24 protein-coding genes and 4 pseudogenes are annotated in these 24,069 nt (G+C 54.9%); 21 read left to right on the top strand and 7 right to left on the bottom strand.

All coding sequences use genetic code 11. From position 1 onward, the window contains the following. The first annotated feature begins 112 nt into the window (after positions 1 to 112). The 17 genes and pseudogenes from MK745_RS18810 (at position 113) to MK745_RS18730 (ending at position 16,852) form a co-directional block, all read left to right on the top strand. Positions 113 to 649: an aldehyde dehydrogenase family protein gene (locus MK745_RS18810; RefSeq protein WP_243614729.1), complete on the top strand. Its 537-nt coding sequence runs from the start codon at positions 113 to 115 to the stop codon at positions 647 to 649. A 126-nt stretch (positions 650 to 775) separates the two neighbouring features. After that, the gene (gene nadC / locus MK745_RS18805; RefSeq protein ID WP_243614728.1) at positions 776 to 1,627 is read left to right on the top strand and encodes a carboxylating nicotinate-nucleotide diphosphorylase; all 852 of its coding nucleotides are present in this window, start codon (positions 776 to 778) and stop codon (positions 1,625 to 1,627) included. Between the two features lie 238 nt (positions 1,628 to 1,865). After that, positions 1,866 to 2,369, top strand: a complete 504-nt coding sequence (locus MK745_RS18800) for a thiamine pyrophosphate-binding protein (RefSeq protein WP_170848853.1) — start codon at positions 1,866 to 1,868, stop codon at positions 2,367 to 2,369. An 89-nt stretch (positions 2,370 to 2,458) separates the two neighbouring features. Continuing rightward, on the top strand, positions 2,459 to 2,659 hold the full coding sequence (locus tag MK745_RS18795; protein ID WP_008335562.1) for a hypothetical protein: 201 nt from the start codon (positions 2,459 to 2,461) through the stop codon (positions 2,657 to 2,659). Positions 2,660 to 2,670: 11 nt separating this feature from the next. Beyond that, on the top strand, positions 2,671 to 3,195 hold the full coding sequence (locus MK745_RS18790) for a hypothetical protein (RefSeq protein ID WP_008335560.1): 525 nt from the start codon (positions 2,671 to 2,673) through the stop codon (positions 3,193 to 3,195). After that, positions 3,161 to 3,667 carry an NAD(P)-dependent oxidoreductase gene (locus MK745_RS18785; RefSeq protein ID WP_243614727.1) on the top strand — a complete coding sequence of 169 codons (507 nt, stop codon included), beginning with the start codon at positions 3,161 to 3,163 and terminating at the stop codon, positions 3,665 to 3,667. The genes MK745_RS18790 and MK745_RS18785 overlap by 35 nt, the downstream gene beginning before the upstream one ends. Positions 3,668 to 3,977: 310 nt before the next feature. Further along, positions 3,978 to 4,505, top strand: a complete 528-nt coding sequence (locus MK745_RS18780) for a MarR family winged helix-turn-helix transcriptional regulator (protein ID WP_232237206.1) — start codon at positions 3,978 to 3,980, stop codon at positions 4,503 to 4,505. Positions 4,506 to 4,832: 327 nt separating this feature from the next. Next, complete coding sequence (locus MK745_RS18775; RefSeq protein WP_008335546.1) at positions 4,833 to 5,822, top strand: TAXI family TRAP transporter solute-binding subunit; 990 nt, start codon at positions 4,833 to 4,835, stop codon at positions 5,820 to 5,822. A gap of 210 nt (positions 5,823 to 6,032) precedes the next feature. Further along, the gene (locus tag MK745_RS18770; protein ID WP_008335545.1) at positions 6,033 to 7,877 is read left to right on the top strand and encodes a TRAP transporter permease; all 1,845 of its coding nucleotides are present in this window, start codon (positions 6,033 to 6,035) and stop codon (positions 7,875 to 7,877) included. Positions 7,878 to 8,359: 482 nt separating this feature from the next. Further along, complete coding sequence (locus MK745_RS18765; RefSeq protein WP_008335543.1) at positions 8,360 to 9,640, top strand: Rieske 2Fe-2S domain-containing protein; 1,281 nt, start codon at positions 8,360 to 8,362, stop codon at positions 9,638 to 9,640. A 118-nt stretch (positions 9,641 to 9,758) separates the two neighbouring features. Next, positions 9,759 to 10,943 (top strand): annotated as a pseudogene (locus MK745_RS18760) (alpha-hydroxy acid oxidase). Between the two features lie 101 nt (positions 10,944 to 11,044). Further along, entirely contained in the window at positions 11,045 to 11,983 is a 939-nt protein-coding gene (locus tag MK745_RS18755) for a PDR/VanB family oxidoreductase (RefSeq protein WP_027246169.1), read from the top strand. Beyond that, positions 11,973 to 13,145, top strand: coding sequence for a Gfo/Idh/MocA family protein (locus MK745_RS18750; protein WP_027246168.1), 1,173 nt, complete (start codon positions 11,973 to 11,975; stop codon positions 13,143 to 13,145). Before MK745_RS18755 ends, MK745_RS18750 begins: the two co-directional genes overlap by 11 nt. A gap of 11 nt (positions 13,146 to 13,156) precedes the next feature. Continuing rightward, complete coding sequence (locus MK745_RS18745; protein WP_027246167.1) at positions 13,157 to 14,149, top strand: ABC transporter substrate-binding protein; 993 nt, start codon at positions 13,157 to 13,159, stop codon at positions 14,147 to 14,149. 14 nt (positions 14,150 to 14,163) lie between these two features. Continuing rightward, positions 14,164 to 14,604, top strand: a complete 441-nt coding sequence (locus MK745_RS18740) for a hypothetical protein (RefSeq protein ID WP_008335528.1) — start codon at positions 14,164 to 14,166, stop codon at positions 14,602 to 14,604. A gap of 27 nt (positions 14,605 to 14,631) precedes the next feature. Continuing rightward, on the top strand, positions 14,632 to 15,567 hold the full coding sequence (locus MK745_RS18735) for a DMT family transporter (protein ID WP_027246166.1): 936 nt from the start codon (positions 14,632 to 14,634) through the stop codon (positions 15,565 to 15,567). 184 nt (positions 15,568 to 15,751) lie between these two features. Further along, positions 15,752 to 16,852, top strand: a pseudogene (locus MK745_RS18730) (IS3 family transposase). A gap of 37 nt (positions 16,853 to 16,889) precedes the next feature. Here MK745_RS18730 and MK745_RS18725 read toward each other — a convergent pair. Further along, positions 16,890 to 16,991: pseudogene (locus MK745_RS18725) on the bottom strand (transposase); the annotation flags it as partial. Between the two features lie 292 nt (positions 16,992 to 17,283). Between MK745_RS18725 and MK745_RS18720 the strand changes: the two are divergent. The 4 genes and pseudogenes from MK745_RS18720 (at position 17,284) to MK745_RS18705 (ending at position 20,423) form a co-directional block, all read left to right on the top strand. Continuing rightward, positions 17,284 to 18,108, top strand: a complete 825-nt coding sequence (locus MK745_RS18720) for a universal stress protein (protein ID WP_232237207.1) — start codon at positions 17,284 to 17,286, stop codon at positions 18,106 to 18,108. Positions 18,109 to 18,408: 300 nt separating this feature from the next. Beyond that, positions 18,409 to 18,564 carry an integrase core domain-containing protein gene (locus MK745_RS18715; protein ID WP_081288639.1) on the top strand — a complete coding sequence of 52 codons (156 nt, stop codon included), beginning with the start codon at positions 18,409 to 18,411 and terminating at the stop codon, positions 18,562 to 18,564. A 35-nt stretch (positions 18,565 to 18,599) separates the two neighbouring features. Next, a pseudogene (locus MK745_RS18710) lies at positions 18,600 to 19,758 on the top strand (IS3 family transposase). A 188-nt stretch (positions 19,759 to 19,946) separates the two neighbouring features. Then, a complete protein-coding gene (locus MK745_RS18705; protein ID WP_243614726.1) occupies positions 19,947 to 20,423 on the top strand; it encodes a MarR family transcriptional regulator in 477 nt (158 codons plus the stop codon). On the opposite strand, the gene MK745_RS18700 is transcribed toward MK745_RS18705, so the two are convergent. From MK745_RS18700 to MK745_RS18675, 6 genes are read right to left on the bottom strand one after another with little or no spacing between them, the layout of a single operon-like run. Next, positions 20,420 to 20,740, bottom strand: coding sequence for a 2Fe-2S iron-sulfur cluster-binding protein (locus MK745_RS18700; protein ID WP_243614725.1), 321 nt, complete (start codon positions 20,738 to 20,740; stop codon positions 20,420 to 20,422). The two genes, MK745_RS18705 and MK745_RS18700, sit on opposite strands and share 4 nt — an antisense overlap. Before the next feature lie 42 nt (positions 20,741 to 20,782). Continuing rightward, positions 20,783 to 22,018: an NAD(P)/FAD-dependent oxidoreductase gene (locus MK745_RS18695; RefSeq protein WP_279391860.1), complete on the bottom strand. Its 1,236-nt coding sequence runs from the start codon at positions 22,016 to 22,018 to the stop codon at positions 20,783 to 20,785. 5 nt (positions 22,019 to 22,023) lie between these two features. Then, positions 22,024 to 22,443 carry a hypothetical protein gene (locus MK745_RS18690; protein ID WP_243614723.1) on the bottom strand — a complete coding sequence of 140 codons (420 nt, stop codon included), beginning with the start codon at positions 22,441 to 22,443 and terminating at the stop codon, positions 22,024 to 22,026. Between the two features lie 19 nt (positions 22,444 to 22,462). Then, entirely contained in the window at positions 22,463 to 22,660 is a 198-nt protein-coding gene (locus MK745_RS18685) for a hypothetical protein (RefSeq protein WP_243614722.1), read from the bottom strand. Positions 22,661 to 22,679: 19 nt separating this feature from the next. Beyond that, positions 22,680 to 23,249: a 3-phenylpropionate/cinnamic acid dioxygenase subunit beta gene (locus tag MK745_RS18680; protein WP_243614721.1), complete on the bottom strand. Its 570-nt coding sequence runs from the start codon at positions 23,247 to 23,249 to the stop codon at positions 22,680 to 22,682. Then, the gene (locus MK745_RS18675) at positions 23,242 to 23,913 is read right to left on the bottom strand and encodes an SDR family NAD(P)-dependent oxidoreductase (RefSeq protein ID WP_279391862.1); all 672 of its coding nucleotides are present in this window, start codon (positions 23,911 to 23,913) and stop codon (positions 23,242 to 23,244) included. Before MK745_RS18675 ends, MK745_RS18680 begins: the two co-directional genes overlap by 8 nt. Positions 23,914 to 24,069: the final 156 nt, after the last annotated feature.

Raw genomic sequence — 24,069 nt, 5'->3', positions numbered from 1 at the left:
GCCCCGTCAGAACCTCAACCTGCCTTAACTTCGTGACAATCTCTTCCGGCTTCGGTCGCTTGTTGGCCATGTGTTTCCTCCGTTTTCCTAAACATAGCGGAGGACCACTTCAGTGGGGGAGGATCATAAGCCGGGCGTTCCGACGGATCCTGAAACCACGATAGGCACGATTGTCAGCCGTGCGCAGTTCGACCGGGTCATGGGTTTCATTGACTCTGCCAAAAGTGAGGGTGCGCGCGCCGTTACTGGCGGTTATGCGGTCACGGATAGTCCGCTGGCGAAAGGCAGCTTTATCGCGCCGACGATTTTTGCGGATGTAACGCCGCAGATGCGTATCGCCCGTGAAGAGATTTTCGGGCCAGTTCTTGCGGTTCGCAAATGGTCGGACGAAGATTCCATGCTGAACGAGGTCAATGCACTTGAGCTTGGGCTGCCCTGTGCAATTTGGACTCGGGATCTGGTGATGGCTCATCGTACGGCTGCACGCGTCGAGGCCGGGTTTGTTTGGGTTAACGAAGTCGGTCGGCATTTCCTTGGTGCCCCGTTCGGTGGGGTCAAGCAATCGGGTATCGGGCGCGAAGTAGGTATTGGCGAACTGATTTCCTTCACCCATGAAAAGAATGTGCATATCAATCTGTCGGGTCAGTGACCCGGTGCGTAGGTAATGTGCGAACGGGGTCTGGGATCCAAAAGCTTTTTCTGTATTGATTGCTTTGGCCGGGATGAGGCCATCCCTTCCTGCCCCTTTTGCAAACCGATAAGGATCTAAAAAATAATGAGCAATGTTGCGAACGTCCCCGATATCATCCTCGAACCCATGGTTCGGAACGCTATTATGGAGGACCTGGGTGCCGCAGGCGACGTGACAACCCGTTCCGTTCTGCCTGAAGGCACGCGCTACAAGGCGCAAATGCGTGCACGGCAGGACGCGGTTGTTTCTGGGATGCAGGTGGCCTCTCTCGCGTTTCGGCTGATTGATCCCAATCTTGTGGTCGAGACTGTCGTGGCGGATGGTACGGCCTGCAAAGCGGGCGATACGTTGATGCGTATAGAGGGATCGGCGGCGTCGATCCTTGCCGCAGAGCGTGTTGCCCTGAACTTTGCCGGACGGTTGTCTGGGACGGCAACCTTGACAGCGTCCTATGTTCAGGAGCTTGCGGGTACCAAGACACGTATCACCTGTACACGCAAAACCACACCGGGGCTGAAACTTGTCGAAAAGCTCGCCATTTTGCATGGCGGCGGCCACAATCATCGGTTTTCCCTGTCCGATGCGATCCTGATCAAGGACAACCATATCGCAGCGGCTGGTGGCATCAAACAGGTGCTGGAAGCCGTTCAACGAAATGTGGGTCACATGGTCGTGGTAGAGATCGAGATCGACGGTTTGCATCAGTTGGACGAGGTGCTTCAGACCGAGGGCGCAGATGTCATCATGTTCGACAATATGTCGACCGAAGACATGGCCGAAGCTGTAAAGCGCATTGACGGGCGGGCGAAGACCGAAGCCAGCGGGAATGTGACCCTTGGCCGTTTGCGCGAAATCGCATCGGCAAATGTGGATTATATTTCCTCCGGTGCTTTGACCCATTCGGCGGGAACCGTCGATTTCGGTTTGGATTTCTGATCCTCTGAGCCGCTCCAGACCGTCTGAAATGCAAAATGCCCGCCCTTTCGGCGGGCAATGGATACCTATTGCGTACGCCTTTCAAAATGGGGCGCTGTTGCATCAACACTTCATAAGGAAAGGTCAAGACACATGACAGACCACAGGCTGTATCAGGTTGAGCGCCCAGTATCGTCGGATAGTTTGGGGGTGTGGGGTAGCGATGTATTTGCGGATATATTGCGAGGTTTGGGGGTGAGTGAAGTATGTTGCACTGAACCCGGGGTCGAGCTTTCGGGGTTTGCACGACAGCCTTGTGAACCACCTTGGCAATGAAGATCCGCAGATGCTGTTGTGTCTGCACGAAGAGCATGCGGTTGCGATTGCGCATGGCTATGCGAAGGTGGCGGGGGAGCCATTGGCGGTGATCCTGCACAGCAACGTGGGTCTGATGCATGGTACGATGGCGATCTTCAACGTGTGCTGCGACCGTGTGCCGGTTCTGATTTATGGGGCGACGGGGCCGGTTGATGCGGCGCTGGAATCGATGTTGCGTGCGGATGTAATCGCGTGGAGCGAACCGAAAGGCCCGACCTATGTGAACTTCGACGTGTCGATCCAGGAAAAGCAGCACGAGAAGGCACCGGAGTTGCCAGATTTTGCGCGTTACCAGCCGTCGCCTCCGGCGGCACCCTCGGCCGAAGGAGTGGCGCGGGCGGCAGATCTGCCGAAGAACGCCAAGGCGCTGGGGCGAAGGTTCTGACGGATATCCGGAACGGGGCGTCCTTCCCGACGGATCACCCGCAGCATCGCGGCAAACCGGCCTTCTTCATTGACGATGCGGCGGGCGCGGTGCTGCGCGAGGCGGATGTGATCCTGAGCCTGGACTGGCTGGATGTCGCGGGCACGCTGAAACTGGCGGGCGATGTGAAGGCGCAGGTGATCCAGGCGTCGCTGGATTATCAGCTGCACAATGGCTGGGGGATGGAGCATCAAGCGCTGCCTGCGGTCCGGATGTTGCGATGCATGCGATTGCCGATGCTCTGGGTGTAGGGGCGGGCGAGATGCCCGGTGATTTACCGATCAAACCTGCGCTGAACGCCCCCGATGCAGAGGTTGAGCTTGATATCATGACGCAGGCCGGGGCGCTTGGCGAAGGTCTGGAAGGTGTCTGTGCCAGCTTTGTGTGTTTGCCGTTGGGCTGGGCGGGCGAGGCGTGGCACTTCCGTCACCCACTGGACTTCGAGGGTTCGGATCGTCTGCGGACCGAAGGCTGGGAGGTCGTTCGCGGCCCCCAGATCACCCTAGGTGTTCCGCTGCGGCTGACGGAGGAACAGCGGCAGGCGCTGCTGTCGGACGTTGCTATCATCGTGGTCAGTTCGCGGTCGGGGCTGAGCGACGCGGATCTGGACGCCTCGCCACGGCTGCGGGCGCTAGTACTTCCAACGATCGGGGTGGGTGCGGGAGATCTGGGAGGCCTGTGCCGCGCGCGGTCTGATCGTGACGAATGGTGTAACGCCCGAGAACTTTTTGGGGATGCCCGAAGCGATAGGGATGCTGATGCTGGTGCTGCTGTACCGGCTGCATGAATCCGAGCGCCTGCTGCGCGAGAATGCGGGCCGACCGCAACAGATATTTGCGCGGATGGTGCGAGGCCGGGCGATCGGATTGATCGATTCGGGGCGGATAGGACCGGGTGATCGAGCGACAGTTGGCGTTCGAGCCGGCACAGATCCGGCACAGATACTGGTGCACGATCCGTTCCTGATACCGGACACCGCACCTACGGGCGTGGGGCTGGTGAAACGCGCTGAGCTTCTGGCCATGTGTGATGTTGGTGAGCCTCCATGTGCCGTTGAACGCGCTGACACGAGGAATGATCTGCGAGGCCGAACTGCGCATGATGAAGCCGGATGCGGCGTTAATCAACACCTCGCGCGGGGTTTCATTGATGAGGATGCGCGGGTGCGGGTGATGACAGCAGGACACCTAGCCGGTGCTAGGCTAGGCGTGACGGAAACCGAACCGCTGCCCGCCCGCTGCGCGGCTTCGACCGGGTGATCCTCCCCCCGCATATCCCGGGACACACCATTGAGCTCTACACCGTCTTGCCCGACATCTTCGTCGAAAACGCAACACGCATCAAGCGCGCAGAAACCCCCAAATCGAAAAATATGGAGAGAAAAAATCGAAAAGTTGTAAGCAGGGTTTGCTGCAAGATTTACGTCGGTTTGCGCGCACCGCATGTCACTAGCTGTAAAAGTAGTGACATTGTTGAGGCTTGCATCTTCGTAAGATGACAGGGATAGTCTCGGACCTGTAGAAGCCCAGAACTGATTTTGGGCAATAGATGTTTGTGGTCTGAGCATACATGAACGAAAAATCTGATTCCGCGTTGAAAGACGACGGTTTGACCCAATATAACGAGCGCATTGCTCGCTTGGTACGTCTTGCGGCAAGAGGGTTTAACCGTGCGTTGCAGCTGCGGTTACAGACGCAAAATGTGACTTTCGGGCAGTGGATATTCCTTCGAATCCTTTGGCAGGAAGATGGTTTGTCGCAACGAGAGTTAAGCGAAAGAGCACATCTGACAGAGCCTACTGCGCATACTGCACTCAGCCGAATGGAAGAGCTTGGATATATTGAACGCCGCAATGTGGCTGGGAACCGTCGTCGTCAGCATGCTTTCCTCACGGAAAAAGGTTGGGAGTTGCGGGAGCTCCTGGAGCCTTTGGCACACGAAGTGAATAACGCCGCCATCAGAGGCCTGAGTGGTGCCGAAGAGAAAACATTGCGCAAGGCCCTTGCTGTAATGATTCGAAACCTCGAAGATGATGAGGAAAAAGCTGCTTTGAGCGGTGTCCGCGTCCCACCGACCAGAAGTAACCTTGGATCCTGAAGGTCTCTTTAGCTTCATCTGCGATAGCCGGGCCTTTTAGGCTCGGGTGATTCCGTTGGGCTACTTCCGCTGAGATGTATGGTTTTGGGGAAGCTCTGAGAGAGTTCGGAATAGTCTTGTGCTAGGCCTTGGGCGTGCTGCAACCTTATGTGAGTAGGGGTTTGGATGCTCTGCGAGAGCGTTCAAGCCATTCGCAGTTCTTAACCTAAATTTTTGGACGGTGTCTCGGTTTCGATCATGGTTGACGCAAAGTTCGGTTTTTAATAATGATCTATAAGATAGATATCTAAATTTAGAAATCTATGATAATATGACAGGGAGGAAACCATGAAAAAGCAAATCAAGGCTGCCGTTGCGGCGCTGAGCATCTCCGTTATCGGGACCGGCGTCATGGCGGACAGCGTCAACGTCACGTTGTCCGGGGGGAGTCCGTCAGGTCTTTGGTCGCTGCTGGGCGCAGGGATCGACCGGGCTGTGAAGGTTGACGATGCAAGCGGTGTCGTGACCTACCAGGCCACTGGTGGCGGTTTCGCAAATATCGGTCTGCTGGGTGCAAACCGGACCGATCTGGGTCTGGCCCATGATGCAGAAATCAAGCTGGCGCTAGCGGGTGATGAGCCGTTCAAGGCGCCCATCGAGAACCTTCAGGCAATCGGGTACATGTACAACTGGGCCCCGATGCATTTCTTCATCAAGAAGTCTCTTGCCGAAGAGTATAACATCGACAGCATCGACGACTTGGCGAAGTCGGGCGCTGCAATCCGTGTGGCGAACAACAACGCAGGTAACATCGTGGCCAATATTGCCACTTTCATGCTGGAAGAAGCAGGCTATGACGAAGGAACGATTGAAGCGAATGGCGGCGTTCTGGTGCGTGGCGGTTCGTCCCAGCAGGCAGACCTGATCAGCGATGGCCGTACGGATATGGTGATCAACGGTATCTTCGTTGGGCACTCGTCGTTCCGCAAGGTTGATGAAGGCAACGACGTTGTTCTGCTGAGCGTGCCTCAGGATATCATCGAAAAGACCAATGAGCGTTTTGGCACCGGGACCTACGTCATTCCCGCCGGAAACTATAAGAACCAGACTTCCGATGTTATCACGCTGGCACTTGGCGCGATGGTAATCACCTCTGATGCCTTGCCCGAAGAAACCGGTTACATGCTGGCCAAGAGCATTGCCTCGAACATTGATGAAATCCGCGGCGTTCATAACGCAATGAAACAGCTCTCAACTGAGTTGCTGGTTTCGCAGAGAACGCTGCCGTTCCACCCGGGCGCGAAGCGCGCCTACATGGAGCTGGGGCTTCTCAAGTAAGCCTTCGGAAAACAATGCCGGTGCGCTGACCAAAGCGCACCGGATTCGTTTGCAAGAGTGCCTCTGTCGTGCTCTGGCCGTGCTGATCACGGGCAGTAGGATGATTTTGCGCACTCAAAGCTGACCAAACCTCACAAACATGGAAATGGTGCCAGCATGAATTTCCCTTCTCTTACCGAAACTGGACGCCGTCGGAAGCTAGAGCCACCCATGCGGACCGTCGTCATGGTTCTGGCCGCGGCGTTCGCGGCATGGGTGATTCACTCTAATCTGTTCATTATCGCAGACCCGCTCATTCAGGGGATCCTGTTCGTATCCGGGATTTTCACGATTCTCTTCTTGGCGATTGGTGCAACCGCGAAAGCGCCAGATAGCATTCCATTTTATGACTGGATGTTGTCTGCGCTCAGCTTGGCCTGCGGGATTTACTTCTATGTAAGCTCTGGCGAGATTTCGGACCGTATCAGCCTGCTGGACCAGTTCACGACGGATCAGTTGTTCTTTGGGTCGTCACTGCTGTTCCTGACCATCGAAGCCACGCGCCGGACAACTGGCTTGGGGCTGACAGGCGTTGTGATGCTGTTCCTGATTTACAACCTTTTTGGCTATCTTCTGCCGCCGCCGTTCGGGCATCGCGTCAGCGAGTTCAGCTATCTGCTCGATATTCTGATCTTCACCACAGATGGGTTGTTCGGTGTCCCGCTTCAGGTTGTGGCAAGTTACGTCTTCCTGTTCGTGATGTTCGGGACTTTCCTTGCCAAGGCTGGGGGAGGGGACTTCTTTTTCAACCTGGCGGCTCTGGTCACCGGGGGCGCACGAGGCGGCCCTGCAAAGATCGCCATCATTTCGTCGGGTCTGTATGGAACCATGTCTGGTAGCCCAACCTCGGATGTTGTGGCCACGGGGTCCATCACGATCCCGGTGATGAAGCGCTTGGGCTATAAGGCCCGGTTTGCGGGTGCGGTTGAAGTTGCGGCGTCCACGGGGGGCAGTGCCATGCCGCCGATTATGGGTTCGGCTGCCTTCATCATGGCAGAGTATTCGGGTATCTCGTACAATGCGATCGTGCTTGCCGCGCTTATTCCTGCGTTGCTGTACTATATGGGCGTGTTTACCCAGGTGCACTTCCGCGCAGTGAAATACGATCTGCGGCCTTCTCAGGATGAAATCCCGACGACGAAGGAAACGTTCAGAACCGGCTGGGTTTTCTTGCTGCCCATTATCGGGATCATTGTGGCGCTGATACTTGGCTATTCGCCGACCTTCACCGCAGGTGTCGGTGTTCTGGTGACAATCCTTGCGTCGATGATCCTCAAGCAAACGCGGATGTCGTTGTGGGCAATGGTGGAAGGCCTTGGCACAACCACCCTGCAAATTTTGCCTGTCGCTGGGGCATGTGCTGCTGCTGGTCTGGTTATTGGTGGCCTGTCTATGACAGGATTGGGGATGAAATCGGCTAACGTGATCCTGACGGTCAGTAATGCGCAGCCGCTGTTGACGCTAGTGATTGCTGCTGTGGTGACCATTGTGCTGGGCTTGGGTATGCCGACTCCGAGTGCGTATATTCTGGCGGCTGTGCTTGTCGGCCCCGCTCTTTCCAAGCTGGGTTTCCCTCTGCTGCCGAGCCAGATGTTCCTGCTCTACTATGCAATCCTGTCTGCTCTGACGCCGCCAATCGCTGTGGCTGCAATCGCAGCGTCTGCGATTGCTGATGACGATCCATTCAAGATCGCATTCTCGGCTGTGCGGCTTGCAATTGTTGGCTTCCTTCTGCCGTTCGCTTTTGTCTGGAACCCCGGCATCGTTCTTGAGCTTGGTCCGTTGGCAAATACGCTTGCTGTTATTGGTGCCGTTGCTGGTGCTCTTGCAGTCTCGGCGTCAATGGAAGGCTTTATCAAAACCCAGCTCAGCTCGTTGGAGCGAGGTCTCCTGACGATTTTTGCAATTGGCGCGGTTAGCCCGTACTTCGCGGTCTCAATTGTGTGTACCTTGCTTATCATCGCTCTGGTTGGACGACAGGCCTTGTTGAAGGAAGAAGTCCCCGCAAGCGGGTAACGTCAGCCACGTGTAATGTGCTGAATGCGAATCCAAAGTGGCCGCCAGGTTTGGCGGCTACTTGCCGTTTTGACTGAGAGACGGAAAAGTTTCAGGCCGCGTCTTTGGTTCCAATCGCGGTCTGTTCGGATGACTGTCTGCGGGCTTTTTTGCCCAAGAGGTTATTGATCAAAATACACTTCGGTGATTCTGATCGATGCAGGGAGCTGCGCAAGCGGGGTGTACGAATCCCGAGGCCATAGAACAACCAGAGAGGAACCGGCAGAGCAGATCTGTATGAACACAAGGCCCGATCATGCGCGGAATAATACCAATTGCTCGCAAACCCATAAGTAGTTTTATTTACGTGGGTTTTTCTTACTTGTGAGGTGAAGGGAATATCGCTCTGACCATTGACAGACTAAACTTAGAGAGCTAAGAATAATGGCGTTTCCCAATAAAATTTCGCAAATTCTGATGCGGCGACCTGTGGAGGAGATTCAATGCTTACACCTGAAGAAAATGAACTGCTGACGCGCGTGACCGGTGATGCACCGATGGCACGTCTTATGCGTCAGCACTGGACCCCTGTATGCCTGATTGAAGAAGTGGAAGAGCCCGACGGCAAGCCGCTTCGTGTTGAGGTGCTCGGGGAAAGCTATGTAGCGTTCCGCGACACCAAAGGGCGTCTTGGCCTGCTTGATGAACTTTGCCCGCACCGCAAGGCATCGCTGGTCTATGGCCGGAACGAAGAATGCGGGCTGCGGTGTCTGTATCACGGGTGGAAAATGGATGTTGATGGCAATGTCGTTGCCATGTCTTCCGAACCCGAAGGTAGCCCCCTTATGGATAAGGTGAAGCATCGCTCTTATCCTGTGAAAGAATGGGGTGGTTTCGTTTGGGCCTGGCTGGGTGACAAAGAAGATATGCCTGAATTCCAGCCGCCGGCGTTTGCCCCGCGCGAGGATTCGGCGATCGCTATCCTTAAAATCCGCATTCCCGCAAACTGGGCGCAGATCCACGAAGGTCAGATCGACAGTGCCCACTCGTCCTCGCTGCACTCGTCGGACATGGTTCCGGCCCGCGTGGAAGGTGCTGCTGCCGATGAAAAATCCTGGTACCGTCCCTCGACGGACAAGTCTCCGCGTATGCAGACAGAGACAACCAGCTACGGGTTCCACTATGCTGCAATCCGTACGCCGATCAAAAACGCGGCGACCCATAACTATATCCGTGTGACCGAATTTGTTGCGCCCTACTATTCGTTGATCCCACCGAACAACAACTATCGTGTGGCGGCCGTTATCGTGCCGATCAATGATGAAGAGACCGCGTTCCACTTCATCGCTTGGGATGGCCCGAATGTGCCGTCGACCGAAGAATGGCGCAAGTTTACCCATGCTGTTCCAGGAGTGGATGTTGACGACAAGTGGCGCTGCCTGCGGACTGTCGAGAACGACTTCTTGCAAGACCGTGATGCCATGAAAGAAGGTAACTTCACTGGGATCAAAGGTATTCCGAACCAAGATATCGCCATGTGGGTGTCGATGGGCGCGCGCGTTCAGCGCCATACCGATGTGCTTGGTGCTTCGGACCTGGCTATCGTCGAGTTCCGTCGCTTGATGGCGGATGCCGCCAAGAAAGTGGCAGAGGGTGGCAAAGCAATCGGCACCGATTATGAAATCCCGCAAAGCATGATCAACTCTCATGAAGGCGTTTATCCGAAAGATGTGGATTGGCGCACCTTGCTGAATACTTCGGGCAAAACAGCCGCAGCTGAATAACCGGTCCGACGTTTGCAAACAGATCCGCCCGGGGCCGCATAGACCTTGGGCGGATTTTGATTCTGGCCCTGAGCATGGTTGGTGGCCATGTTGAAATTGGCAGGAGGCAGGAGGCCGGATGCGGCAAGAAGTAAACATCGAAGATTTTCGCACCCGAGCCAGGCGGAGTTTGCCCCGTGTGGTATTTGATTTTCTGGATGGTGGTGCCGAGAGCGAAATCACGCTGCACAGGAACCGTAGCGCATTTGATGATATCCGACTCAAGCCACGTATTCTCAAGGGTGGGGATGTCGATCTCTCTGTCACGCTGTTCGGTCAGAAGTATGCGGCGCCTTTCCAAATCGGACCAACCGGCCTGAACGGGCTTTATTGGCCAGAAGGGGACTTGCACCTTGCAGCCGCAGCAAAGCAGGCCGGGGTCGCATTTACGGTTTCGACAGCGTCAAACACGACTATGGAAGAAATCGCGTAGAAAAATAATTGGCCACTTTGGTTTCAGCTGTACCCATGGGGCAAAGAAGCATTTTCCAATGCATTGATCGAACGGGCGTCGGCTGCGGGCTACAGTGTTCTTGTAATCACTGTCGACTCGTTGGTGGGTGGCAAAAGAGAGAGGGATTTGCGGCATGGTTTCGCGCATGAAATCCGCATGAGCCCCTCTGTCGTATTGGACGGATTGTTGCATCCGAGATGGTTCAAATCCGTATGGCTGAGCCAACATAGGCCGCGACTGCAAAATCTGGCGGCCTTTTAGGGGGATGATGTCAGCGACAAGGCGCTTGCCGAATTTACGCGGGCGCAACGAAACCCGAATTTTTCCTGGGACGATGTAAGGCGTCTTCGGAAGCTGTGGCAGGAGCCACTTGTGATTAAGGGGATCATGTGTGCTGAGGATGCAATGGCCGCACAACGCGAAGGCGCTGATGGGGTGGTTGTTTCCAACCACGGTGGCAGGCAGCTTGATGGAGCTCCGGCGACGATTGAAATTCTTTCAGAGATTGTGTCCGTCTTGGACCAACATATGACAGTTTTGCTTGATGGTGGTGTTCGGCGCGGCAGTGATATCGTCAAGGCGCTTGCGTTGGGGGCGGACGCTGTGCTGCTGGGCAGGGCACCTCTTTACGGCCTGGCGGCGCGGGGGCGTGCGGGGGTTTCCAGCGCGCTTTCGATTCTCGAAGACGAGATGCGCAGGACCATGATTTTTACGGGATGTCATGGCGTTTCGGACCTGTCTGAAGCAGGGGTTGTCATGTCGGCCAAGGATATTGGCGGACGAGAAGACCGTTTAGGGCCAAATATGTGATTTCTAGACACAATTAGCGCGTGGCTGGGCGGTGCGTCCAGTTGACATCTTGAACTTAGCTATCTAATTATATTTCGGAAGCGAACGGACGGGAGGACCCCATGGAGCAGATCAAAATGCGCGTCGAAAAACGGCGCGATCTGACACCTACTATTGCAGAATTCACTTTGGCTCCGGTTGGCGGCGAGTCCCTGCCAGAGTTCAACCCAGGTGCACATATCACGATCGAGACACCATCGGGTGCTATGCGCCGATACTCTCTGGTAAATGATGGGAGCGACCCAAAAGAATATGTGGTCGCCATCAAGCGAGAGCCGCAGTCGCGCGGGGGGTCTGCCTCCATGCATGAGCAAGCTGTTGTCGGGACAGAGTTGAATATCGAGCACCCGGAAAACGATTTCCCGCTGACGGATGTGCAGAAATACCTCTTGATTGCCGGCGGTATCGGTATCACGCCAATCTATTCGATGGCGCGTTATCTGGATAAGAAAGGTAAGATGCTTCGGATCATTTACGTAAGCCGGAGCGCGGAAGAATCGGCCTATCTTGATGAGCTGATGAAAGATTTCGAAGGCCGGATCATCGTGCACCACGATGACGGCGATCCGAACGCTGTCTATGATTTCTGGGACGATCTGGTGACGCCGCGCGCGACCCATGTCTTCTGCTGCGGACCCAAACCGCTGATGGAAGAAATCAAAGCTTTCTCGGGTCACTGGCCCGAAGGCCGTGTCCACTTCGAGGATTTCAAGCCTGTTGATGTGGTTCGTCAGGATGACGTTGCTTTCGAAGTCGAGCTGAAGAAAAGCGGCCAAACGGTTACTGTTCCTGAGGATCGTTCTATCCTCGAAGCACTGCGTGATGCTGGCTTCGCAACAAGCAGTTCTTGCGAAAGTGGCACGTGCGGTACTTGTAAAACCCGCCTACTGGAAGGCGAGGCAGATCATCGTGATATGGTGCTGATGGAAGAAGAAAAAGGCAGCCAGATCATGATTTGCGTTTCGCGCGCCAAATCCGGGAGGCTGGTTCTTGACCTCTGATCCCGTTCGTCTTGGCGTGGCGGGGCTTGGGCGTGCTTTCATGCTCATGGTGCCTTCGTTTGATGCCGACACCCGTGTGAAGCTGACGGCTGCCGCCGCCCCAAGGGAGGAAAGCCGCGACGCATTCGAAAAAGAGTACGGTGGCACAGGGTATGCCACCGTCGAGGAATTGTGCGCAGACCCTGACGTTGAGGCCATTTACATTGCGACGCCGCACCAGATGCATGTGGATCATGTGTTAGCTGCGGCGCGCGCGGGCAAACATATCCTTGTCGAAAAGCCGTTGGCCGTTTCGATGGAGGATGCCGAAGTAATGGTGTCCGCAGCCAAGGAGGCTGGGGTGCATTTGATAGTTGGGCCGAGTCACAGTTTCGACCCGCCGGTTGAATTGGCCACGCAACTTATTTCCAGCGGAAAGTTCGGTCAGTTGCGCATGATCCAGGCCTTTAACTATACGGACTTCCTCTATCGTCCGCGTCGCCCGGAAGAGCTGCGAACCGAAGAGGGTGGGGGCGTGCTGTTCAGTCAGGCGATCCACCAGATTGATGTGGTTCGCAGGCTTGCCGGCGGCATGGCCGAAAAAATTTATGCCATGACGGGCGCATGGGATCCCAAGCGCCCGACCGAGGGCGCATTCACTGCACTGATGAATTTTGCCGGGGGGTGTGTCGCGAACATGACGTACTCGGGCTATGCGCATTTCGACAGTGATATCTGGATGAACAATGTCGGAGAGCTTGGACAGCGTAAATCAGAAGGGGCTTACGGTGGAGCAAGGCGTGCTTTGCTGGATCTCAACCCTGATGACGAGGTCCGGCTGAAAACTACACGAACATTCGGCAGCGGCACGACGATTGAGGCTGAACATAACGAACATTTCGGTCCGGTGATCGCGCTTTGTGACCGTGCCGATCTGCGACTGACCCCGGATGGGATAGAAGTGTTCGGTGACACCGAACGCGGCTTTATCGAAGCCAAATTCGGACCGGCACCACGCAGAACCGTTCTGGATGCGCTGGTGGATGCCGTGCGTCATAACAAGGCCCCCGACCAAACAGGGGAATGGGGGCTGGCAAGCCTGGAGGTTTGCCACGCGATCTTGCAATCCGCAGAGACCGGACAAGCGGTCGATCTTCAGCGGCAATGTAAAACAAATCACTAGGAGCCGACAGGATGAGCAATCTCAAACTTTCCCTTGCAATGGGTAACTATGACCGCACACGGGCAATCGTGGATGGGCGTGTTCAGATCGACGGAGTAGACCCGGTTCCGATGCTGTTGTCGCCGGAAGAAATGTTCTTTCGCGCGTTCCGCCACGAGGCTTTCGATATCAGCGAGATCTCGCTGTCGTCCTATTCGATTTCGGTTGCCCGAGGGAATCCGCATTATGTGGCAATCCCGGTCTTCCTGAGCCGTGCGTTCCGTCACACCTCTGTCTATATCCGCACGGACAAAGGGATTAACAAACCAGAAGACCTGAAGGGCAAACGTATCGGTATCGCCGAATATCAGCTTTCAGCTAACGTTTGGGTGCGTGGTATCCTGGAAGAGGAATATGGCGTTAAGCCCTCGGATATCATCTGGGTGCGCGGCGGCATGGACACACCCGGCCGGCCTGAAAAAATCAAGGTTCAGTTGCCCGATGACATTCGTATGGAGGAAGCCCCAGAAGGTAGCACGCTGAACAGCATGCTTGAAGCGGGTGAAATTGATGGCTTTATCGGGCCGCGCTGGCCGCGTTGCTTTGCTGAACGTCATCCGCATGTTGGGCGACTGTTCGCAGACAGCATTACAGCGGCGGAATATTACTTCGAGAAAACCAAAATCTTCCCGATCATGCACGTACTGGGCGTACGCCGGAGCCTGGCAGAAGAATACCCGTTCTTGCCCGCGGCATTGCTCAAGGCATTTACGCAGTCAAAACGGTTGGCCGAAGAGGCCCTTTCGGACACATCTGCCACCAAGGTGACGATGCCCTTCGTGGAGGACAATCTCAACCGTGTCCACGCGCTGATGGGGGATGACCCTTGGAGCTATGGCGTCAGTGGAAATGCGCATGTGCTCAACAAGTTTTTGGACTACCACGTAAGCCAGGGCTTGTCGCCGCGCCGTGTGGAGATCGAAGAGCTGTTCCATCCGTCGACCCTGGAAGCCTATAGCCTGTAAGAGGAATGCCGAGAATGGAAGATTATCAACCTGGCGACATTGTTGAGATCGAAACATCTGCTGGTTTGGCTTATGTGCAGCTTACGCATACGCATCCCAGCTATCCCCCGGTCGTGAAGTTCTTGAAAGGCCCATTCCAGAAACGGCCCGAAGCTGTAACCGTTCTGGCACGCGAGGCCTCGCCCATCGCGATGGTGCCTTTGAGTGGTGTTCTGAAAAAGCTCGGGCTGAAACACGCCCGGGTGGGTACGGTTGAAATTCCCCGTGCTGAAAGGGAGTTCCCAATTTTCAGAATGCCCATTCGGGATAAGAAGGGCGAGATCATTTACTGGTGGTTCTGGGATGGCAAGGGGCTGACATACACGACAGAGCTTATGCAGCAGCAGGAAAAGCTGCCCATGCGTGAAATCATGTCGGCAGAACGCTTCCTGGATCAGCTTGTCGCGGATGAATAGCGCCGCTCTTGTTGCCCGATTAGACCAATGACTGCTGGCTTTGGTGGTCTGATGGCCGCGTTTGGTGCGTTTTGTTATGCGCTTAGCTCGGTCGCAATTGCCAAAAGCTCTCAATCCGCCCAAGGGCGCGGGAATGATGTTCTGCTGTCAGTGTTGATGACAGGTTTCGTTTCCGGTGCCCTTTGGCTGGTTTGGGGGCCAGAGCTGCCTTCTGTTAGCCAGCCCGTACTGATCGGGGTGGCCTATTTTGTGCTGGCGGGTGTTCTGGGGAATGTGGTTGGCCGCCTGACGTTGTTTCGGTCGGTGGAGCTGGCTGGCGCGATCGAGACAGGCTTCATCCGGCGTCTGATTCCTGTTTTTGCAGCGATTTTCGCATTTCTCCTGCTTGGAGAGGTGATTACGACTTCTATTGTGATTGCGTTTATTCTGGTGACAGGTGGCGTGTTGATCATGATGACTCGCAAGTCCGCCAAGGCGGTATCGACCCTGGTCTCTACGGAACCTTCGCCACAGGACAGGACCAAGGGTCGGGTTTTGGCGCTTGGCTCTGCTGCGGGTTATGGTGGCTCCTTCGTAGCGCGCAAACTCGCGATGCAGACCTTGCCTGATCCGCTGGCCGGGGTGTTCATTGGTGCGTTGACGGGATTGGTATGGTTCGTTGGGTGGGGGCTTTTTCGATTGCGTGGCCGGGTAGGGCTTTCATGGAGGTTGCATAAGCCAAGCGGGTGGCAATTGCTGGCTGGTGGTGCGATGACAATCGGACAAGTCGCACTGTTTTTCTCGTTGATGTTCACCAGTGTGACCGTCGTTGCCATCATGTCATCTATCGAGATGTTCTTTGCAGCCTGGCTTGCTGGGCATATCTTCAAAACCGAAAGACGGCCTGGCCCCAGGTTCTACATTGCGGCTGCTCTGGCTGCGACGGGGGTCATCATCCTTGCGATTGCTCCGACGCTTGAGTGAACGCCGAGGGACGGTCAGCTATGTGAAAGGTTGCTGATCAGCTTGTCCATCGCCGCAAAGAAGACGGTAAGTTCGTCTTCGTCAAATCCCTGGGATGCTTGATTTGTTGCAAGGCGGGCCGCCTGCATTGATCCTCGCACACTGAAGTGGTCCGCCGTTATGTTTAGGAAAATGGAGGATCAGAATGGCTACGAAGAGACACAAGCCGGAAGAGAATGTCACGAAGCTGCGGCAGGTTGAAGTGCTTGTCGGGCAAGGCATGTCCCGGGTGGATGCGATCCGCAAGGTTCGCATTACAGAGCAGACTTATTATCGCTGGCGCAAGCAGTACGGGGGTATGGGAACCGACCGGCTCAGGGAACTGAAGCGCCTCCAGAAAGAGAACGAACGGTTGAGAAAACCCGTCTCGGATCTGACGTTGGACAAGCTGATCCTGGCGGAGGCGCCAAAGGAAAACTTCTGAGCCCCGCTCGCTGCCGTGCCTGCATCGATCACGTCCGCACCCGGTTCCATCTGTCAGAGAGACGCGCCTGCCGTGTCCTGGGGCAGCACCGATCCACACAGAGGAAAGTGCCGCATGGCCGTGCCGATGAGGAGCGTCTGGTCGCGGACATGATCGAACTGGCGCGGCAGTATGGCCGCTACGGCTATCGTCGGATCGCCGCTTTTCTGAGACATGCGGGCTGGGAGGCGAACGACAAGCGGGTCGAGCGCGTATGGCGGCGAGAGGGGCTGTAGGTGCCAATGAAGCAACCGAAGAAGGGACGGCTCTGGCTGAATGACGGATCCCGTGTCCGGCTGCGCCCTGAGTATCGCAACCACGTCTGGAGCTATGACTTTGTCCACTGCCGGACGCTCAACATCCTGGACGAGCATAGCCGGGAATGCCTAGCGATCAAGGTGAAGCGCAAGCTGAACTCGGATGACGTGATCGATGCCTTGAGCGACCTGTTCATCATGCGGGGTGTGCCGTCTTACATCCGGTCTGACAACGGCCCGGGGTTCGTGGCTCAGGCCGTTCAGGATTGGATCAGGGCCGCCGACGCCAAGACTGCCTACATCGCGCCCGGGTCACCTTGGGAGAACGGCTACTGCGAAAGCTTCAATGCCAGGTTCCGCGATGAACTGCTCACGGGAGAAGTCTTCTACGGCTTTCGGGAAGCGGAAATCCTGATCGAGCAATGGAGGAAACACTACAATACCAAACGACCACATAGTGCCTTGATATCGCCCACCCGCCCCGGAAACCATCGCTCTGATGGACCCGAGACCGGTCATGCACTAACAATCAAACCGGACCACGCAGGTGGGGCTGATCATGAACTGATCCCATGCTCTCGGCACACAACCGCCTTCGAAATGTCGCTCTCCTGCTTCTTCAGGATCGCGATGATCTGTTCTTCGTTGAACCGTGATCGCTTCATTCTTCCGTCTCCTTCGTTGGGACGGATTCTACCTCAAAACGGAGGAGGAAACGGGTCTCAGGTCAGACATTCCGTTCCTCGACGAGATTGAAGCGAACAAGAAAGGGTGATCAAGCATCCTGCACTCCTCATGAAGCGGAATGTAGGGCTTGTATCACCAGGGGACTGGGCAGCTTGCTTGCCCAGTCTTTTCTTTGTCGGGATGCAGGGCGTGTACTGTTCCTCATAAAATCATAGACTTCTAAGATTGTGATTGCTAGTTTGCCTATGAAGTTCGAATTGTGAGGATAAAATGAGCATCAAGAACATCCTTATTGCACATTCCGGTAGCGCAGGCTTCCCAAGCAGCGTTAAGCACGCGGCAAAAATCGCCGCAAAGCACGATGCATGGCTGACTTGTGTCTATGGGAACGCATCCTCGTATTTCGAGCATGTTCTTGGTTTGACAGAAGATCTTCTCGACAAGCTTGGCAGTGCAAGAAACGAGAAAATTGCAGCAGCACGTGATCTGTTCCAACAGGCGGCTGCCGAGGCAGGCCTTGCAGAGCGGTCCCGCTTTATTATGCCGAATGAGATTGGCAAAATGAACTTGCCAGAGCTGGCGCGAAATTTCGATTTTGTCGTTACCGGCTATCATTCCAACCTACCAACAGATGAGTTTCGGGTCGTCAGCCCGGATATGATCTCATTGCAGAGCGGCCGACCCGTTCTTGTGGTTCCGAATGGATATTCTACGGATCAGCTTGCATCGCATGCACTTGTCGCATGGGACGGAAAGCGTTCTGCGGCCCGGGCGCTCAACGATGCAATGACGATCCTCGAGGAAAAGCCGCGTCGGGTGACAATACTAAGTGTTGGGTCTAGCTTTCCGAAAATGCCGGAGGGGGCGGATATCTTGACGCATCTGAAGCGTCATAATGTCGACGCAGAGCATGTTATCCGTCCAAAAAGCAAGGGCGGTATCGCCGAGGTTATTCAAGAGACGGCCAGAGAACTGGACGCAAAGTTAATCGTGATGGGGGCGTACGAACATAGCAAGTTCTCTCAAGACCTTTTTGGTGGTGTCACGCATGAGGCAACGAGGACCAGTAAAGTTCCGGTTTTTATGTCTCACTAGTACCCTGGCGAGGTATGTTGAGGATTGGTGTCGCTTCCTGCCGGGAATAGTTGTCAAAACTTCGTGGCGGGGCATGGCAATATCAATCACCGCCAAAACGGGCTCGGCCTGTGCAATACTGTTACCGGCCATGGTCGGTCTGCCTTGCGGTGTAGTTTGTGCAAAACCACTGTAGGGACCTGAAACCCGGCTATGATCGCCTACTGCGCAATCTGTGGGCTCCGCAGGCAATCATAGCCTTCAATCAGCGCTATTCCGAAGGTGTAACGGAACGGAGTTCACCAGCCGGGCCATCCTGAGATGGGCCGACCACAATGCCATTCCCTGCACTACATTGACCCCGGCAAGCCACGACAGAATGCGTTCATCAAGTCATTCAACGGCAGCCTGCGTGACGAACTTCTGAATGAGGAGATATTCGACATGACCTGCCCCCCGCGAAATCCCTCACCGTGATGTAGAGTCTGCGCCAACTCTGAAGGAGCAGACACATGCGAAAGAGCCGTTTCACCGAGGCGCAAATCATTGGGATGATCAAAGAGCAGGAGGCCGGAATGCCGACGGTCGAGGTATGCCGCAGGCATGGCCTGAGCACCGCTACGTTCTACAAACTGAAGGCCAAGTATGGCGGGATGGAAGTGTCCGAGGCTGCAAGGCTGAAAGCGCTTGAGGATGAGAACGCCAAGCTCAAACGCCTGCTGGCGGACACCATGCTGGATAATGTCGTGTTGAAAGATCTTTTGGGAAAGAACTGACGACATTGATCAAGCGGTGAGAGGCAGCGCTCCGGGTGATGCGGGATCATGAGATCTCGCAGCGCCGGGCGTGTCGGCTGGTCGGTGTCGATCCCAAAACAGTTCGGCGTGAACGCCCGCCGGACTATGCCGAGATACGCAAGGAGATGCAGGAGATCGCCGGTAAGCGGCGCAGGTTCGGTTACCGCCGGATCGGCTTGCTGCTGGAGCGCAAGGGCATGACCATGAACCACAAGAGCTGTATCGCATCTACCGCGAGGAAGGGCTGTCCGTGAAAAGGCGGCGCGGTCGCAAGCGCGCACGTGGGACGAGGACGCCGATGCCGATCGCGGGACAACCCAATGCGCGGTGGTCCCTGGACTTCGTGTCCGACAGCTTCGGCACCTCGCGGAAGTTCCGGATTCTGGCGGTGATCGACGACTGCACGCGCGAGTGTTTGTGCCATGTAGCAGACACGAGCCTGTCCGGCGCACGGGGCGCCCGGGAGCTCAGCGCTCTGATCCGGATCTACGGTAAGCCCGGCTGCATTGTCAGTGACAATGGGACGGAGTTCACCAGTCGGGCCATGCTGAAGTGGGCAGATCAGAACGAGGTGCCGTGGCATTACATCGATCCGGGCAAGCCGCAGCAGAATGCGTTCATCGAAAGCTTTAACGGCAGCCTCAGGGACGAGCTGCTGAACGAGGAAATATTCGACACCCTGGAAGATGCGCGGCGTAAGCTGGCCCTCTGGCGCTACGACTACAATACGGTCAGACCACACTCGTCCCTGGCCAACCAGACACCGCAGCAAGCGCGCCGGACGCTTGAGCAATTTGAGGGCTCCGCGCCCGGCGCGCTTGCGCCAGACGGCGAAGCCGTTTACCCAAATCCGACCTGCAGACTCTTGTTATGAATGAGGGACCGGCAGGGGGCAGGTCAAAAATCAAACCCACAGACTCTCGTCATGAACGAGGACCAGCAGGGGGAAGGTCACACCAAGTGTGTCTTGATGCCTCATATACTTTGTGTGTTGATAAAAGTATTCGGTTCGTATCTTCAGTTTGAGAAATATCATTCGTGGTGATAATGTTGGAAACTGGCGTGACAGAGGCAAAAACGGTGGCAAGAGAAACATTCCCTTTCGATATTCCATATTCAGAAAGATCCTTGGCAATTGCATGTACTAGGGGACGTCATGCTGTTGTCAGCCACTTCACAGACCTACTAAAGGATGCTGGTTTGACAGAGCAGCAGTGGCGCGTTATACGCATCATATCGGATTTTGCTCCCTTGTCATTGAACGAACTATCGCAAAAGTCGTGTATCCATAAAGTGAGCATGACAAGGATAGTCCGCGCCCTTACGGAGCGCGAACTAATCTACACTGAGAAAGATCCAGATGACTTGCGGTCTTTCAAAGCTAGCTTGACGCCTTCCGGAAAAGATTTTGTCGAAAATCTTCGCCCAAAATCTGAAAAGATCGCGCAGGGGATTATTGGGCACTTTGGCGAAGAGAATGCGACGCAGCTTCTGCATTTGTTGAACATGCTTTCACAGCTCAATGACAATGGTCGTTAAGCCTGTTCATCCGGAATCTCAATTCGTAGTCCTTCTAAGTCGCTAGTTACTTCAATCTGACAAATCAAGCGAGAGGTTGGTTTTGGTTCGTGTGCGAATTCAAGCATGTCTGCTTCGTCACCTTCGGCCAAACCTGTTTTTTCAAGCCAACTGACGTCAATGTAGGCATGACAAGTCGCACAGGAACAGGCCCCTCCGCATTCTGCTACGATCCCGTGGACACCATTAGACACGGCACCTTCCATGACGGAATGCCCCTCAGCCACATCTACCGCACGTTCGGTTCCATCGGCTTCAACATAGATAATTTTGACCATCTTTTCTCCTCGGTCGAATAGGTTCCTAGCCTCCGGCTAGGCTCAGAATTTGGCGAGGTCCCACGAGGGATCGCAGATCAACTCGGGGCAGGGACGGTGAGCAACGGCCAACCAACGCTTTGCCATCATAAAGGATCGGGCGTCGTTTATTGCATCACACGCGATCATTTCTTCACCCTTGAAATACCAATTGGAGAAAGCTCCAGGTTTAGTCCCCGGTCGAGTCACAACTTTGGTATATCCAAGGTTGAGGCCCGCGATCTGGAGCTTGCAGTCGTATTGATCTGACCAGAACCATGGCACGGGCGCATAGCTGGGCCCACCAGGGCACACGATGTCATCAGCAATGTGTTCGGCTTGAGCGATGGCGTTGTGAACGGATTCTAGGCGAATCATGTCGCCCCGGTACGGTAACCGGGCACAATCACCAGCGGCGCGAATATCGGGATCTGAGGTTCGTCCCCAACCGTCGACGATAATACCACCGGCACACTCAAGGCCTGCTTCACGTGCAATTGTATCATTGGGCAGCAAACCGATACCGAACACGGCAACATCAAAGGAAACTTCGTCGCCCTCAGTCAATTTTACGAATGATGGTCGCTGTTCCGGTCCTTCGAAGCTTTCAATCGAAACCCCCTCGCGGAGGGTGACACCATTTTCAGTGTGCAAGTGTCGGAAATAGTCAGCTGTTTGTGAACACGCGACGCGGCCCAAAATACGCGGCGCTTGTTCCAGTAAAGTCACCTTCAGCCCACGCTTCCGTGCCACAGCTGCGAGTTCCAGACCAATATACCCACCACCAACAACCAGCAGATGCTTACCAGGCGCAAGGCGCTCGCGCATTGCGTCCGCATCGCTGATAGCCCGCAATGTGAATATATTCTCCGGCAAAGTATCGCCTAGATCGTCAGGTTGCCGGGGTCTTCCTCCAGTGGCAAATATCAACGTTTCATAGTCAAGGCTATTGTCATCGTTCCCGTCAAAAAAAACTCTCCTGGCCGCACGATCGACCCTAGCAACACGTCGATCAAGCAAAAGCTCAATACCGTTCTCTTCATAAGTTTCAGCCGGCTTCAGAGAAAGCCGATCACGTGCAAGTTCTCCGGTTAGATATTTCTTAGAGAGCGGAGGGCGCTGATATGGCGGCCAGACTTCGTCGCCGATCATTGTAATAGAGCCGCGATATCCTTTTTGACGCAGGCGAAATGCCATAGACACTCCCGCCTGGCCAGCGCCGACGATTACGACCTTTTTACCGCATCCATCATTTTGCATTGTCGTTACCAAATATCCCCAAGAAGGAATTGCTCCTCAAACTCTCCAAATGACACCTTTACACGAATCTCGTTCAAAACCTCGCATTCAAGCGTCGATGACCCAGCCAGGCTTTGCCCGTTCGCTGTCTTTAAAACCTCACTTGCAAAATTCTTTGCGGTTTCCCGTGTTAGGCACCACTCGAGTACCGGACGCACTCCGAATTCTGCCACCCATAGACCTTGCCGTTCGTTTCTCGCTGTGCCGAGTTCATGTAGAACAACCTGCGTATCTTCTGAAAATACGCCTTCAGATGTCAGTTCTACGGATTGTCCACTCTCAGCGAAGCGTAACAGCAATTCGGAGAATCTCTGCAACTCATCAGCGGCCCCCAAGATAAGTAACAAGGGGTGAAAATCGCACGGCATATAACGCATTCTCAGCATGGTTCAATCCTATGGCGCGTCATATGATCGCGTCTATTTCTTGGCTATGGATGAGCTCAACATCGTCGTCTTGAAAACGCATTTCCACCCACTGACCGTCACCCATGTTTTCAGTCACCGTGCCAATCCGCCCGTCTTTCAAGCGCAGTGTCTGGGCTTCGGTTACGTCCATAAGGTTTACGCCGATCCCGATATCGACATTGCCTTTATTGCTCATTGATTAGTTTCCTTATGTATTAGAAGAACGCTGTCAGGCACTTCGCAAGTAGTACGTTCTGATCAAGGATGATCTTGCGTTCGCGAATCTTCAGTGCCCCGTTCACACGAACTAAAGTATCGTAACGACGACCGACAAAGCTGTAGTGTTCGTGCTCGACTCGATTCTGATAGACATGAAAACGACAACTCGTCCTGATCTCAGAGGCGTTTTCGATCTCTGGAACAGTGGATCGAATCTGAACATTCGTGATCAAATGGGCGATCCGTGAAAGCGGTTCTTCGGCATAATGAACACCGGTCAAGATCTGTTCCACCCGTTTGCGAAGCGTCCATTTGTCTTCATTGAACCAACTGATACCCTCATCAACCCGGGTATTTTCTCGCTCATCGTGCATGCCAAACTTTACGTTCCGACGCATCGGCATGAAATAGACTACGTCTTCATGCATGAGCTCCAACCATTCATCGAAACGGCGTTCGTCAAGCATTGATGCTTCGTCATAGAAAAGCTCTTCTACTTCCCCACGGAGCCGAAAATAGGCATCGTTTCGGTCAAGGGTTGGCGAGCTAATGGCAACATTATCCATTGGATTTCTCCTCAATTTTAGTGCGTTTGAGCGGGACTGATGATCCTTGATGGGCAAAGCAGCCAACATCTATGATAGTTCCGCTTATGGCTTCAGCTTCCGGCGACATAAGCCAGGCGATCGCATTGCCCAAATCTGTGCCCGTCGTCACTCGCCCCGCCACGGTCCCGACCGCGCCGGGGCCAAGCCGGGATATGTCGCCCCCAACCCGCCCTAGACTCATTCCAGCAACGATACCTCCGCCACCCGGGATGACGGTGTTAACCCGGACCCGGTCGTAAAAATGGTCTAGAGCCATTGACGCGGACATTGCGATAATGCCGCCTTTAGATGTGGCATAAGCTGCCATGTTAGCTTTGCCCCAACCCGCTCCAGATCCAACATTGACAATACAGCCGCCACCATTGCTAACGAAATGAGGGATCACCGCACGAGACATCAGGAATGGCCCTCTCAGGTTCACTGCCATGATTTTGTCCCAAATTCCTGGGTCGGTATCCATGACGGTGCCCAAAGGTCCTATGGCGGCATTGTTGACTATTCCGTGAATCCTTCCGTGCCTTGCGATGGTGGTTTCAACGATCCGCGCAACATCTGCCTCGGAAGTGACATCAGCCTCCACTGCATGCAGGTCCAGTCCCCGGCTTTCTGCCTCACTGCGCAGAGCAGGAATGGAATTTCCTGCAATGCTAGGGGAGTGGACAGAACATGGGGGTCGTCGTCGGTGATCTGGCCTGTGCTAAGGTAAGCTCTTTGTATGGGGGGCTGCCATGGACGTACGGATTACAATCGAAACTACCTTCGACAACGGGGAGAAGCG

The organism is Shimia aestuarii (assembly GCF_022814865.1).
Classification (GTDB): Bacteria; Pseudomonadota; Alphaproteobacteria; order Rhodobacterales; family Rhodobacteraceae; genus Shimia; species Shimia aestuarii_A.
This window is presented reverse-complemented; position numbering and strand designations above follow the sequence as displayed.

Excerpts from the sequence above, each read along its gene's own strand:
- nadC (WP_243614728.1), top strand. The coding sequence starts at position 776 with ATGAGCAATGTTGCGAACGTCCCCGATATCATCCTCGAACCCATGGTT.
- MK745_RS18790 (WP_008335560.1), top strand. The coding sequence starts at position 2,671 with ATGCCCGGTGATTTACCGATCAAACCTGCGCTGAACGCCCCCGATGCA.
- MK745_RS18785 (WP_243614727.1), top strand. The coding sequence starts at position 3,161 with ATGCTGATGCTGGTGCTGCTGTACCGGCTGCATGAATCCGAGCGCCTG.
- MK745_RS18780 (WP_232237206.1), top strand. The coding sequence starts at position 3,978 with ATGAACGAAAAATCTGATTCCGCGTTGAAAGACGACGGTTTGACCCAA.
- MK745_RS18775 (WP_008335546.1), top strand. The coding sequence starts at position 4,833 with ATGAAAAAGCAAATCAAGGCTGCCGTTGCGGCGCTGAGCATCTCCGTT.
- MK745_RS18770 (WP_008335545.1), top strand. The coding sequence starts at position 6,033 with ATGCGGACCGTCGTCATGGTTCTGGCCGCGGCGTTCGCGGCATGGGTG.
- MK745_RS18765 (WP_008335543.1), top strand. The coding sequence starts at position 8,360 with ATGCTTACACCTGAAGAAAATGAACTGCTGACGCGCGTGACCGGTGAT.
- MK745_RS18755 (WP_027246169.1), top strand. The coding sequence starts at position 11,045 with ATGGAGCAGATCAAAATGCGCGTCGAAAAACGGCGCGATCTGACACCT.
- MK745_RS18745 (WP_027246167.1), top strand. The coding sequence starts at position 13,157 with ATGAGCAATCTCAAACTTTCCCTTGCAATGGGTAACTATGACCGCACA.
- MK745_RS18740 (WP_008335528.1), top strand. The coding sequence starts at position 14,164 with ATGGAAGATTATCAACCTGGCGACATTGTTGAGATCGAAACATCTGCT.
- MK745_RS18735 (WP_027246166.1), top strand. The coding sequence starts at position 14,632 with ATGACTGCTGGCTTTGGTGGTCTGATGGCCGCGTTTGGTGCGTTTTGT.
- MK745_RS18720 (WP_232237207.1), top strand. The coding sequence starts at position 17,284 with ATGAGCATCAAGAACATCCTTATTGCACATTCCGGTAGCGCAGGCTTC.
- MK745_RS18715 (WP_081288639.1), top strand. The coding sequence starts at position 18,409 with ATGGGCCGACCACAATGCCATTCCCTGCACTACATTGACCCCGGCAAG.
- MK745_RS18700 (WP_243614725.1), bottom strand. The coding sequence starts at position 20,740 with ATGGTCAAAATTATCTATGTTGAAGCCGATGGAACCGAACGTGCGGTA.
- MK745_RS18695 (WP_279391860.1), bottom strand. The coding sequence starts at position 22,018 with ATGCAAAATGATGGATGCGGTAAAAAGGTCGTAATCGTCGGCGCTGGC.
- MK745_RS18690 (WP_243614723.1), bottom strand. The coding sequence starts at position 22,443 with ATGCTGAGAATGCGTTATATGCCGTGCGATTTTCACCCCTTGTTACTT.
- MK745_RS18685 (WP_243614722.1), bottom strand. The coding sequence starts at position 22,660 with ATGAGCAATAAAGGCAATGTCGATATCGGGATCGGCGTAAACCTTATG.
- MK745_RS18680 (WP_243614721.1), bottom strand. The coding sequence starts at position 23,249 with ATGGATAATGTTGCCATTAGCTCGCCAACCCTTGACCGAAACGATGCC.